This is a genomic window from Prevotella sp. oral taxon 317 str. F0108, from assembly GCF_000162415.1.
GTDB lineage: Bacteria > Bacteroidota > Bacteroidia > Bacteroidales > Bacteroidaceae > Prevotella > Prevotella conceptionensis.
Map to the genome: position 1 here is coordinate 51,090 of NZ_GG740075.1, position 13,391 is coordinate 64,480.

The window sequence follows — 13,391 nt, forward strand, 5'->3', positions numbered from 1 at the left end:
TTGCCTTGCAGGCGAAAGGATTGTTGCATACAAATCTTTATTGACATCATCACCCTACATGGCCGCCTTGTCTTGCAGGCGAAGGGTTGTTGCATGGCTTTGGCCTCGTATTTTTACATTTTCTTGCCCTTGCCTTTTTGCCTTTCTTGTCCTTGCCATTTAGCTTTCTTGCTCCTGCTTTTTCACCTTTTTGGGGGCTTAGGCACGCCATAAGGCAGCGCACGCTTAGGCAAAAGAATGCTGAGGCGTGGCGCGGGCGAGGCGGTTAGGCCTACCTTGCATCGTTGATGACCATTATCACCTCGTCTTTCAGTTGGTTGGGCAGGTTTATTTGTCGCAGTATCAGACTTCTGTTCCAGCCTTGCACGTCGCTTGGGCGCATGGTATAGAACACCTCGGCAAACTCTTCGGCCTCGCTGTCGGTATAGTCGGCCGAGTCTCTTCCGCGGTATTTGTCCAACTCTTCGTCGTCGTAATATTCCACATCGCGCACTGCCGCCTCCAACATGCAATCGTGTTCGCACCGTTCGTCTTCGCCCGAACAGGTGGCACACGATGCGGTGTCGGCCTTTACCACGCCAGGCTCGCTCGCGTTTTTGTTGCGCGAGAGCAGTCCCAACACGGCCGCAAAGATTGCTAAGCCCAGCAAGGCCAACAGTAGTATGTGCATTGTTTATATTTCGTTTATTTCAAATCCCGACTGGCGAAGGTCGCTCCAAAATTGCGGATACGACTTGCTCACCACGCCAGGTTGGTTTATTTTTATTTCTTTGTTAACGAAGGCCACGGGCGCAAAGGCCAAAGCCATGCGGTGATCTTCGTATGTGTCGATGGGTTCGTCTGACGGGCGACAGCGCATTCCGTCCCACGCCAACTCGCCTTCGGCCATTTCGCGCAGCACAATACCAAGCTTGGCCATTTCTTTCTTCAACGCCTCGATGCGGTCGGTTTCCTTTATTCGCAGGCTCGATAGCCCTTTGAAGTGGAAGGGAACGCCCATCATGGCACAGGTAACCACGAGCGTTTGCGCCAAGTCGGGCGAGTTTACGAAGTCGTATTCCAGCTTGGGCAGTCTTGTGCGCAGCTTTTTCAGGGTCACTTTCGTCAGTTGCCCAGCAGGATGCTTAGAGAAAACGGTCTTTACGCCCAGCAACGAGAAGATGTGGCGCACCACCGAGTCGCCTTGTTTTGAGTTTTCGCTCAATCCTTCCAGCTCTACGATGGTATCGGGATCGTTGCTCAGTGCAACCATTTCGTACCAGTAGGATGCCGCACTCCAATCGCTTTCAATGGTGTATTGCCGCGCTTTGTACTGTCCGGGTTTCACGCTGATGGCGTTGATGTCTGTCCAATCTGCCTTCGCCCCGTATTCGCGCATCATGCACAGCGTGAGGTCTATGTAGGGTCGCGATGCTATTTGGCCCGTCATTTTCAGGTCTAGGCCTTTTTTCAGCGTGGGGGCAATCATGAGGATGGCCGAGATAAACTGCGAACTGATACCCCCCGGCATCTCCACTCGACCGCCTTCTAACGGCTTTCCGTAGATGCGGATGGGTGGGTAGCCCTCTTTTGCCTCGTATTCTATGTCTGCGCCCACGTATCTAAGCGCGTCAACCAGCGGCTTTATCGGCCGTTGTCGCATGCGCTGTGTGCCGGTTAGGGTGTGTTCTCCCTTTTGGCAGCTTAGGAAAGCGGCCATAAACCGCATGGCCGTACCTGCTGCGCGAACGTCGATGTTCTTTGGCATGTCCGAGAGCGCACGCACCATCACGCGCGTGTCGTCGCAGTTCGATAGGTTTTGTGGCAGCATTGAGCTACCCGACAGGGCGTGCATAATGAGCGCCCTGTTGCTTATGCTTTTCGAGGCAGGCAGCGTAACCACCACCCTTAGCTTTTCTGGGGCAACGATTGAATATTGCATATATAAATAAATGTGCGATTAGGTTATTGCAAATTTAAGCATTATTATCGTGATTGACAAGTGTGGGTAGTTAATTTTTTGTTGTGTGGGCATTTATTTATAGCTGTTTGTTGTCGTTAACGCATAAATGGTGTTCCATTTGTAAGAAGTATGCCGCTTGGTGCTGTTTTGCCTGTCTTTTTGCTGCGATGTTTTCTTTGTTAAAAGTGTTGGTTATATTTTACAAAACAGGCTTTGTTTGGCATGCTGTTCTAGCGAAAATAATGGCCTATAAGCAGCTAAATAGCCACAATTTATGCGTTCTTCGACCCATCTCTTTGTCCATTTTTGCGTATGACGCCTGCATTTAGCATCATTTTGGCTTTCTAGATTGTTGCCGGCTCGCGATTTTTTCACTCCCGAAAACCTGCTTTTAGCTACAAAAATGCCACTTATAAGCGGTTGTTTTGCCCTTTTCAGTCATGTTTTTCATGGTTCGAGAGGGGTTTGAATATACCGTTGCGGTGTATTTTTATGCTTTTCTTCTCGCGTTTTGCCGTATTTTGCACTGCATTTAGCAGCATTTTGCCTTGCGTTTAGCACCAAAACGCACTGCATTTAGCACCAAAACGCACTGCGTTTAGCGGCATATTGCACTGCATTTAGCACCAAAACGCACTACCTTTTGCCGTAAATGGCCCAAAATGGGGGCAAATGTCGGTTCTTTTGGAATAATAATTCATTTTGCAGCATTCGCAATCCAACCCCTTTTAGCATCGAAATAAACCTCCGCGAGAATCGATTTTTTGCAACGTGGGTGGCGGTTGGTGGATAAAATGGGTGCTTTTAGTGTTAAATTATTTGCTGAAAAGTGGACAAAGTGCGAGTCTGCGAGTTGGCAAGTTGGCAAGCCAATAGGCATTTGGCTTGGTAAGCTTGCGGGGCTGGCCTTTCTTGATTTACTGGTTTTTCTGGGTTTGCTAGTTGTTCTAGGTTTACTAGTTGTTCTAGGTTTACTAGTTGTCTTGGGTTTACTAGCTGTCCTGGGTTTACTAGTTGTCCTAGGTTTACTAGTTGTTCTAGGTTTACTAGCTTTCTAGTTGTACTGGCCCAACTAGTTTTGTTCGTTCATCGGTAGGCGCAGCCATCTTTTCAATTAACAAGTTCACGAGTTCACGAGTTAACGGGTTGACAAGTTAGCGAGTTGACAAGTTTGTAGGCGCAGCCATCTTTTCACCCTTTCACCTTTTCACCTTTTCACCTTTCTCTGTTAGGCGGCTTGTTTATGATAAAAAACGCACGCTTAGAAACTCAAAAACTAAGAAACTTATCTTTTTTAATATATATAATGTGTTTTTTAGGCAAACGATTGGTCTACTCTTCGATGTTTTTCGTAACTTTGCAACTCAAATATCACAACTCAAATAGGTTTATGACTGAGACAAAAAAGATTAGGACGGCACTCGTGTCCGTATTCCATAAGGACGGCTTGAACGAGTTGCTTGCCAAATTAAACGATGAAGGTGTAAAGTTCCTGTCTACTGGAGGCACACGCCAGTTTATCGAAGAGCTGGGCTACGAGTGTGGTGCGGTGGAAGACTTAACCGCTTACCCTTCGATATTGGGCGGCAGGGTGAAGACACTTCACCCCAAAGTGTTCGGCGGAATCCTTGCCCGTCGCGACAACCATGCCGACAAAGCGCAGATGGAACAATACGACATCAACCCCATCGACTTGGTTATCGTAGACCTATACCCCTTTGAAGAAACCGTGGCCAGCGGGGCAAATCAGTCCGATATCATTGAGAAAATAGACATCGGAGGTATCTCGCTCATCAGGGCTGGCGCAAAAAACTTCAACGATGTGGTGATTGTGCCGAGCAAAAACGAATATGGCATGCTGCTCGACATACTGAAAGCCAGCGGTGCCAACACCACTTTGGCACAGCGTAAGGCGTTCGCCACACGCGCTTTCGGCGTGAGCAGCCACTACGACACGGCCATACACGCTTGGTTTGAGGCTAACAACGCCTAACCGAAAGCCTGTCGGCACGCCCTGTGGCAATATAGCCAACAAGCAAACTGCCTGCAAAACCAACGCAAGCAATGGCCGAACATGAAGAGGTACAGCACGTTCGGCAAAGGCAAACAAGAAGTACAAATCTTCGCACAGGCGAACCAAAACACAGGCGGTTCGGACGCGATAAAAACGAGAAATAAAAGTTAATAAATAACGGACAGACAACACGCAAGACGACAAAACGCTGGGCAAGGCCAATCATGACGGGCAGCTTGGCATGGGGAACGCTTGTTTGTTGAGCCTGTTCAACAATCGAAAAACAAAGAAGACATGGGATTTTTTTCTTTCATGCAAGAGATTGCGATGGACCTTGGAACGGCCAATACCATCATTATCAGTGATGACAAGATTGTGGTAGACGAGCCTTCGGTCGTTGCGCTCGACCGCCGAACGGACAAAATGATTGCCGTTGGCGAACGTGCGAAGCTGATGTATGAGAAAACGCACGAGAACATACGCACCGTAAGGCCGCTGCGCGATGGCGTTATCGCCGACTTTACTGCTTGCGAGCAGATGATGCGCGGACTGATAAAGATGGTTCATACGGGCAGCCGCTTGTTCTCGCCTTCGTTAAGAATGGTCATTGGTGTCCCCTCGGGAAGTACCGAAGTGGAGTTGCGTGCCGTGCGCGACTCGGCAGAACATGCCGACGGCCGCGACGTGTACCTTATCTTCGAACCTATGGCGGCTGCCATCGGCATAGGCATCGACGTTGAGGCACCCGAAGGCAACATGATTGTTGACATCGGAGGTGGCTCTACCGAGATTGCTGTTATTTCGCTGGGAGGTATCGTTTCGAACAACTCTATACGCGTGGCAGGCGACGACCTTACCGCAGAAATACAAGAGTACATGAGCCGCCAACACAACGTTAAGGTGAGCGAGCGTATGGCCGAACGTATCAAGATACACGTGGGCTCGGCCCTAACCGACCTCGGAGAGGAGGCACCAGAAGACTACGTAGTGCACGGACCAAACCGAATAACGGCACTGCCGATGGAAGTACCCGTGTGCTATCAAGAAATTGCACACTGCTTGGACAAGACCATCGCCAAGATAGAGAACGCCGTGCTGTCGGCTTTGGAGAACACGCCGCCCGAATTGTACGCCGACATCGTGAAGAACGGCATCTATCTTACAGGTGGTGGTGCCTTGCTGCGCGGACTAGATCGCCGTTTGCAAGAGAAGATTAGCATCCCATTCCACATCGCCGAAGACCCATTGCACAGCGTGGCAAAGGGTGCCGGCATCGCTTTGAAGAACGTTGAGCGGTTCTCTTTCCTCATGAGATAGGGGCATGCGCAACCTCTTTGCATTTATAGCGCGTTACAACCACTGGTTTGTTTTCCTCGCTCTTGAGGTGACAAGCATGGTGTTGCTGTTCCAATACAACAGCTATCAGGGCAGCGTGTGGTTTTCGTCGGCCAACGAAGTGGCTGGGAAAGTGTATGAGGCCAACTCGTGGGTAGAGACATTCTTCTCGCTTACGCAGGTTAACAAGGAGCTTACACAACGCAACTTGGAGCTTGAGCAGCAGGTGTCGGCCATGCAAGAAATGCTAACCAGGGCCAAACACGACAGCCTTGACGTGGTGCAGACGCAGAAAATGGCGCTGAGTGGTTTCAAACTTTACCCCGCAAGGGTGGTGAGTAACTCGTTAGACAGGAATGACAACTTTATCACCATCGACAAAGGCTGGGCTCATGGCATTAAGAAAGACATGGGCGTGGCCTGTGGAACGGGCGTTGTAGGCGTGGTCTACCTCGTTTCGCGCAACTATTCGGTGGTGATACCCCTGCTTAACTCGCATTCTAACGTCAGTTGTATGATTAAGGACCGGGGCTATTTCGGCTATTTGCATTGGAACGGGGGCGACCCAGGCATTGCATACGTAGACGACGTGCCGCGACATGCGCGATTTAAGCTGGGGCTAGACGTAGTTACCAGCGGTTATTCGTCTATCTTTCCGCCAGGTGTGCTTGTTGGCAAGATACTTCATGTGTTTAATTCGCCCAATGGCTTGTCTTACCGATTGCAGGTAAGGCTGTCGACCGATTTCGGCAAGCTGCGCGACGTATGCGTGATAGACAATGCCGGTATGGAAGAAAGGTTGGAGATGATGCGCGCCGTGCAAGACTCGCTTAAAGTGAAACGCGAATAGGCGACACCTTCATCTTATGGCCAAAAACAGTGGACCGCTGCTTGCAACGGAGTTATAAGTGCCAACTTCCACCACTTTCGGAAAACAAACAGAAAACAAGGCCGAAAGGCCGATAAAGAAGAGAGAAAGAAAACAAACATGACCGTAGGCGTATTGAAAACATTAGGAACGTTCCTAGTATTCCTGTTGGTGCAGGTGCTGGTGCTAAACCAAGTGCACCTCTTCGACAGCGCCACCCCTTTGCTATATATATATATGGTGTTGCTCTTTCCGCGCAATTACCCCAAGTGGGGTATGCTTGCTTGGGCATTCGCCATGGGCTTAGGCGTAGACATGTTTTCTAATACGCCCGGCGTGGCAGCCTCATCGCTTACGCTTGTGGCCTTGTTGCGGCCTTATCTCTTGGAACTTTTCTTACAAAGGGAAAGCGCCGAAGACCTTGTGCCCTCGATGAAGGTGCTGGGCTTTGGGCGATACCTGTTCTTTGCCTTCATCATCGTCTTCACTTATTGCTTGGTTTTCTTTTCTTTGGAGGCCTTCTCGTTCTTTAATTGGATGCAATGGCTGTTTTGTGTGGGCGGCAGCACGTTGCTAACCTTGGTGCTGGTGATGGTGCTAGACAACCTTAGAAGTAGATAAGGGGGGAACTGGGCGTGAAAGATTTCGAACTCGACAAAAGGCGGTTGGTTATCGGTGGGGTGGCTATATTCATTGTAACGGTCTACCTTATCCGCCTTTTCACGCTGCAATTGCTCAGCGACGACTACAAGAAAAACGCCGACAGTAACGCTTTCCTCAAAAAGATTGAGTACCCTTCGCGTGGTGCCATCACCGATAGGCACGGGCGTTTGCTTGTTTATAACCAACCCGCATACGACATCATGGTGGTGATGAACGAAGAAAAGGGACGGCTAGACACGATGGAATTTTGCAATGCCTTGGGCATTACCAAGGAATATTTCATCAAGCGCATGAACGATATCAAGGACCGCAACAAAAATCCAGGCTATTCGCGCTTTACCGAACAGGTGTTTATGAGTCAGCTTTCGGATAAAGAGTTCAGCGTTTTCCAAGAAAAGATATTCCGTTTTCCAGGTTTCTACGTTCAGAAACGAAGCATCCGACAATACCAATACCCCTACGCCGCACACGTTTTGGGCGACGTGGCCGAGGTTTCGAAAAGCGATGTGGAGAACTCCGACTATTATCAGCCGGGCGATTACATCGGCAAACTGGGCATAGAACGTAGCTATGAAGAACAACTTCGTGGCGAAAAGGGCGTACAGATACTTCTGCGCGACGCCCACGGGCGTGTTCAGGGAAACTATCAGAATGGAAAGTTCGACCGTCGACCTGTGGCCGGCAAGAACCTGACGTTGGGAATTGACATCAAGCTGCAAGAACTTGGCGAGCGTTTGCTCGAAGGAAAGATTGGCAGCATTGTGGCTATCGAACCCGCTACGGGCGAAGTGCTCTGCATGGTGTCGTCGCCAACCTACGACCCGCGCATCATGGTGGGCCGACAAAGGGGCAAAAACCACCTCGCACTTTCGAAAGACGTGTGGAAACCTTTGCTCAATCGTGCCATCATGGGCCAATATCCGCCGGGTTCCACATTCAAAACCACGCAAGGACTAACCTACATGACCGAGGGGATTATCGACGAACACACCCTCTATCCTTGCGCACGCGGCTTTAATTACCGCGGTCTGCACGTGGGATGCCACCCACATGCGGCTCCCACCAACCTTGTTCAAGCCCTTTGTACCTCGTGCAACAGCTATTTTTGTTGGGGATTGTTCCACATGATTGGCAACCGCCGACGTTACCGCAACGTGCAAGAGGCCATGAACACATGGCGCGATTACATGGTGAGCATGGGCTTTGGCTATAAGCTTGGCGTGGATTTGCCAGGCGAAAAGCGCGGACTGATACCCAACGCCGCCTTTTACGACAAAGCATACAAGGGTTCGTGGAACGGACTTACCGTCATCTCCATCTCCATTGGGCAGGGCGAGGTGAACCTGACGCCCCTGCAAATAGCCAATCTTTGCGCAACTATCGCCAACCGCGGCTATTATTACGTGCCTCATGTGGTGCGTAAGGTGCAGGGCGAACAGCTCGATACGCTTTATCGGCGCAAGCATTACACCAAGGCCAGCCGCAAAGCTTACGAATATGTGGTACAAGGAATGCGCGCATCGGTGGTGGGCGGTACCTGCCATGCGGCCAACAGGGCCGACTATTTGGTGTGCGGTAAGACGGGTACTGCGCAAAACCGCGGTCAAGACCACTCCGTTTTCATGGGCTTTGCGCCTATGGACAACCCCAAAATAGCCATTGCCGTGTACGTGGAGAACGGCGGATTTGGCGCCACTTACGGCGTGCCGATTGGCTCGCTCATGATGGAACAGTACATCAACGGAAAGCTTTCGCCCTTCTCTGAGGCGCAGGCAAGTGTTTACCAAAGCAGAAGGATAGCGTATGGCACGAGCAACAGATAGGCAACCCAGCATGCTTGGGTCGTTGGATTGGTGGACGATTGGCATCTATCTGGCGCTACTCACCTTCGGATGGGTGAGCGTTTGCGGTGCCAGCTACACCTACGGCGACACCGATATATTTAGTCTCGGCACGCGTTCGGGCATGCAAATCGTGTGGATTGGCACGTCCATCTGCCTTGGTTTCGTGCTGCTCACCCTCGACGACCACTTTTACGACACCTTCGCCTTTGTCATTTACGGTGCCATGTTGTTGTTGCTCTTCGCCACAATCTTTAATCCGCACGAGATTAAGGGTTCGCGTTCGTGGCTCGTGTTGGGTCCATTGCGCCTGCAACCAGCCGAGTTTGCTAAGTTTGCCACTGCCTTGGCCGTGGCCAAACTGATGAGTACTTACGGCTTTTCCCTGAACAATTGGAAAGATTTCGCCTCTGCCTGCCTCGTGGTTGTATTGCCGATGGTTTTCATCGTGGCACAAAAAGAAACGGGTTCGGCCTTAGTTTATGTCTCGTTCTTCCTCATGTTCTATCGCGAAGGCATGTCGGGCAGCTTCCTTTTCACGGGCGTGGCGATGGTTGTATACTTCGTTGTGGGCGTTCGTTTCGAAGAAGTAATGCTTTGGCAGACGCCAACGTCGCTCGGACGTTTCATCGTTTTGCTCCTTGTTCAGCTGTTTACGGCTGGCATGGTGCGTAGCTACACCAACGATCGCGGCCGAACAACGCGCCTTGTTGCGCTCGGAATACTCTTCACGGGTGTCTGTCTGCTCGTGTCTAAGTACATTGTGGCTTTCGATGTAACCATCGTGCAGCTTGTGTTGACAGCCGCCCTGGTGTGTTGGCTTCTTTACCGTTGGCTTAGCGCGCGCATTCGCAACTATTTCTACGTGGCACTCTTTGCCGTTGGCTCGGTGATGTTCTTCTATTCGGTAGACTATGTACTTAACGAAGTGATGGAACCTCACCAGCGTGTGCGCATCAACGTGTTGCTTGGACTGGAAGAAGATCTTGCCGGTGCTGGCTATAACGTGCACCAAAGCGAGATAGCCATTGGGTCGGGTGGACTCAAAGGAAAGGGCTTTCTAAATGGAACACAAACCAAATTGAAGTTCGTTCCCGAGCAAGATACCGACTTTATTTTCTGCACCGTAGGCGAAGAAGAAGGCTTTGTTGGTTCGGCTGCCGTGCTGTTGCTTTTCCTTGCATTGATATTACGGCTCATCAAGTTGGCCGAACGGCAACCATTTAAGTTCGGTCGCATATATGGCTATTGTGTGTTGAGTGTGTTTCTCTTCCACCTTTTCATCAATGTGGGGATGGTCTTGGGCCTTACTCCCGTTATCGGCATCCCCTTACCGTTTTTTAGTTATGGCGGTTCCAGCTTGTGGGGATTTACGCTTTTGCTCTTTATTTTTTTACGAATAGACGCCAGCCGCAACAAGTCGCGAAGGCAATAAAACCATTTCGTCTCGTGTCTAGACATGGCCTTTGCAGGCTTTTCCAGTCTTGCTTACCGTTTGCTACAAGCCTCTTGTAGCACGGCTACCGATGGCTTGTAGTGGCACTACAAAAGAGTTGTAGAGCCACTACAATTTGTTTGTAGCAGCCCTACAAAGGCCTTTGTACGACAAAATATGCAGGCAATGCCTTTGCTTATTTCAAGCGAACAAACTTCGTTTCACACCCATTGTTGCTTACAAACAAGGTGTCTTTGTTGACACTCGCCTTCTCTCCCTTGACGAAAGACTGGGGAGATGAGGCCTATTATAGGGCGGTTTGCGCCAGTCTACTTCACCGCATACTTCTTTTTACCGATGATATACATGCCTTTGGGCAGCGTTTTCAGGGAGGTATCTATGTCGGCAGTGTGGCCCAATGCCTTTCCGTCTATCGTATATACGGGCAAACTCTTGGCCGATGGTGTGTTTTGTAAGGGCGATGTGATGCCTGTTGTTACGGGTTTCACAACACCTAGCAGCCCCTCAGCCGTATAATAGCCGCCATTTTCAAAAGGCAGGTCGGCCGTTTGCGGCGAGCCGTTGTTGCTGAAAATAATTCCTTCGTTGCCAGCAGAGCTTGTTTGTTTGCTGTTATTCCAAGTCCACTTCCACACGTGCGTGCCATTTGCAGTGGTCCCAACCTTTATGCAGGCAGCACCAGGCCACTGGTTGCCCGTGTAATTATAGCCCTTGTCCCATTGCCAGCAAGTTATTGTGTTGTTCCAGTTGGCAGGAGCCTCGAAGAAAGCACATCTTTCGCCTTTCTTAACCTTGCAGAAATCGGGTGCATTAAAGCCTGCATCCTCGCCCTTTATGGCTTTAACGTCGGTGAGGTCTACGCCATCGCTTACGTAAAGCTTATACTTTGGACCTTCTACGGCCAGTTGGTAGCCCGCTGTTTGGGCGTTGTTCACATCGCCCAGCAGCAACAAGGCTTTACCCTTAGTACCTTGTGTGCACAATACGAACCCATTTGCAGCAGATTCTGCCTTAACAATCTGGCTTTGGTTGGTTAGTCCCACGGCTTTGCGTGTGGCAATAAGGCGTTTCAGCGACTGCTTGTACATCTTCCAGTGGCGCAGAAATACGCATGGCGTGCCCGGCATGGTAAGTATGTAAGCGTTGGCCGCCAATACGTTGGCATATAGTTGGGCACCGCCGTTTTCTTTGGGGCGGCCCGTATCGTGATTGTCTACAAAGGTAACTGCGTAACGACTATAAGCTTGGTCGGCGGCAAGCGTTGCATCGGTAAGTCTGTTCCAACTGCCTTGCCCGAAGGCATCGTTGATGGCATACTTCATGGGGAAGTCGAAGGCGGCACTTTGTATGGCACCGTTCGCACGCGTTCCCTCAATCCATTCTTTCACCTTTTGAACATTTCCGTCCCAATATTCGCCCACCGAGAACTTGGGATTGGCAGACGTATTGTACTCGCCTATGTAGTGTGCGGCATAGCCTTTCACCATGTCGTACCTGAAACCATCGTACCCTAAGTCGGTAAGCAGGAACGAAAGATAGGCCTTGATGTTGTCGCGAACGTTCTGTCGGGTGTGGTCTAGGTCGCGTCCGCCCCCGAAATCGTCGCCCGTGTCGGCCGCACCCGTTACGTTGTAGCCGTTTGCCTTCGTGTTCCCACCGTCGTCGTTGGCGCAGATGTCGGCCAAAGTCCACGTCATGGTCTTGCCGTTCCATTTCTCTGTGGGGAAGTCGCACCAGTTGGTGTTGCCTGCTCGGTGGTTAATCACCACGTCTTCTATAATTCCTGTCCCCTTACTTTTAAAGGTTTTAATCATTTGGCGCAATTCTGCTTCGGTGCCGAACGCGCTTAAATGGTTGAACCACCAAATGGGCAGGTAGCCCATTTGCATGTGGGTGGTGTTGCAATAGCCCGATTGCGGCACCCATATTTGGTTAAAGGCGGCCGACAACTCTGTGGCCTGAGCCTCTAATGTGGTCCAATGGGTGTCGTCGTAGCTGTCCCAATAAAATCCTTGGAGCATCACGCCGTCATAGTTTTGTGGCCATCCTTGGGCCAAAGCCTTGGTGCAAACCGTTAGCAACAAGGCTGTTAAAAGTGTAAAGAGCTTTTTCATAAGTTTTTAGTATTGATTGTCTGAGGGCTAAGTTCGTAATAATTTGCGTATGATGATGTGCCAATTGCGCGATAAGTTGCGGTCTTTTTGCGCAACCGATTGCGCAAATGGGCGTATCTTCGCCTTCGCGTTGAGCTGCAATGGCTTGGCTTTGGGTGTAAGTTTGTGGGCTTTGTTGCCTATCGTTGCAACCTCATGTGTGCGAATGAGTGGCTAAGTGCGTGTTTGCAGGTTGAAAATAATAGCAGACTTGTACGCTTACAACTCGAAAACTCAACAATTCTCTCCTTTTTATGGTATTACGAAAACAAATCTAACACGTTTATTAGGTATGTAAAATAAAAAATGTAACTTTGCAAATAGTGGGCTTGAACAGACATTTTACTTATCAAACTTATATGCAATGAAACAGAATATACGCTTAACAAGCTGCACAAAGGCGGCGAATGATGGTGAAGTGGCGAAAAAAAGAGTGGGGCAAGGTCTGTTAAAGCTAGCCTTATTCTTCGTAATGCTTTTCGTTGCAGGCTCTTTCTCGGCCTCCGCGCAGCAGTCTAATGGTTCGGACGTGGCTCAGTTTGCTGCGAAAATGGACAAGGCGAAGTGGAAGAAATCAGGCTTGGGCTTTACTTATCCCAGCTTTTTTGTCGCTCGCGAAGTGTTCGACGACGACATTCCTACCCTTTATAACACATATAGTTGGCGCAAGGTGATGCTGGGATACTGCTTGCTTGGTGCATGGGCGGTGATAGACGATAACTTTCCAAATGAGGGGCAGCAGCTCATCAACAAGGTTAAGATGAAGAAAATCACTTATTACCCTAGGGGCAAAGGCGTGTTTTCGGGCTTTACCAACGATGGGCGCATATTTTATGCGAAGTGTAAGCCCACAGAGGGAGGTATGGTTACGCATTTGGAAGTGTTGGCTTTAATCTATCCCAAGAGTTATCAAAAGAGCGTGGACGTGCTGATTAAGCAGATTGCCAGTTGGTAGCCAGCAACGCTTGTCTGTTTTGCCATTAGTTCGTGGCTTAACAAAAGGCGGCCGTCTGGCATAAAACGGTGTTTAAGTTGCAGTAGGATATAGCCTCTCTATAAACGGCATTGTCGTACATTAGATAATATTAAACAGAGAAAGGAGACCCCATGAAACCAAAC

General features: G+C 49.9%; 10 protein-coding genes. 7 read left to right on the forward strand and 3 right to left on the reverse strand.

The features are described 5' to 3' along the window. Positions 1-271: 271 nt before the first annotated feature. Together HMPREF0670_RS11600 and HMPREF0670_RS11605 are read right to left on the reverse strand one after the other, a co-directional pair. The gene (locus tag HMPREF0670_RS11600; protein ID WP_009231345.1) at positions 272-670 is read right to left on the reverse strand and encodes a hypothetical protein; all 399 of its coding nucleotides are present in this window, start codon (positions 668-670) and stop codon (positions 272-274) included. Between the two features lie 3 nt (positions 671-673). Further along, positions 674-1,921: a 3-phosphoshikimate 1-carboxyvinyltransferase gene (locus HMPREF0670_RS11605; protein WP_009231346.1), complete on the reverse strand. Its 1,248-nt coding sequence runs from the start codon at positions 1,919-1,921 to the stop codon at positions 674-676. 1,411 nt (positions 1,922-3,332) lie between these two features. On the opposite strand from HMPREF0670_RS11605, the gene HMPREF0670_RS11615 reads away from it, so the two are divergent. The 6 genes from HMPREF0670_RS11615 (at position 3,333) to rodA (ending at position 10,098) form a co-directional block, all read left to right on the forward strand. Then, positions 3,333-3,935, forward strand: a complete 603-nt coding sequence (locus HMPREF0670_RS11615; protein WP_044078224.1) for an IMP cyclohydrolase — start codon at positions 3,333-3,335, stop codon at positions 3,933-3,935. Between the two features lie 315 nt (positions 3,936-4,250). Further along, positions 4,251-5,273 carry a rod shape-determining protein gene (locus HMPREF0670_RS11620; protein WP_009231349.1) on the forward strand — a complete coding sequence of 341 codons (1,023 nt, stop codon included), beginning with the start codon at positions 4,251-4,253 and terminating at the stop codon, positions 5,271-5,273. A 4-nt stretch (positions 5,274-5,277) separates the two neighbouring features. Next, positions 5,278-6,141 carry a rod shape-determining protein MreC gene (mreC, locus tag HMPREF0670_RS11625; protein WP_009231350.1) on the forward strand — a complete coding sequence of 288 codons (864 nt, stop codon included), beginning with the start codon at positions 5,278-5,280 and terminating at the stop codon, positions 6,139-6,141. 138 nt (positions 6,142-6,279) lie between these two features. Continuing rightward, positions 6,280-6,780, forward strand: coding sequence for a rod shape-determining protein MreD (gene mreD / locus HMPREF0670_RS11630; protein ID WP_009231351.1), 501 nt, complete (start codon positions 6,280-6,282; stop codon positions 6,778-6,780). Between the two features lie 14 nt (positions 6,781-6,794). Next, complete coding sequence (mrdA, locus tag HMPREF0670_RS11635) at positions 6,795-8,645, forward strand: penicillin-binding protein 2 (protein WP_009231352.1); 1,851 nt, start codon at positions 6,795-6,797, stop codon at positions 8,643-8,645. Further along, a complete protein-coding gene (gene rodA / locus HMPREF0670_RS11640; RefSeq protein WP_044078225.1) occupies positions 8,626-10,098 on the forward strand; it encodes a rod shape-determining protein RodA in 1,473 nt (490 codons plus the stop codon). Before mrdA ends, rodA begins: the two co-directional genes overlap by 20 nt. A gap of 329 nt (positions 10,099-10,427) precedes the next feature. Here the strand turns inward: rodA and HMPREF0670_RS11645 are convergent, their stop codons facing one another. Then, positions 10,428-12,233: an alpha-amylase family glycosyl hydrolase gene (locus tag HMPREF0670_RS11645; protein ID WP_044078226.1), complete on the reverse strand. Its 1,806-nt coding sequence runs from the start codon at positions 12,231-12,233 to the stop codon at positions 10,428-10,430. 403 nt (positions 12,234-12,636) lie between these two features. Between HMPREF0670_RS11645 and HMPREF0670_RS11650 the strand changes: the two genes are divergently transcribed. Next, the gene (locus HMPREF0670_RS11650) at positions 12,637-13,227 is read left to right on the forward strand and encodes a hypothetical protein (protein ID WP_009231355.1); all 591 of its coding nucleotides are present in this window, start codon (positions 12,637-12,639) and stop codon (positions 13,225-13,227) included. Positions 13,228-13,391 lie beyond the last annotated feature (164 nt).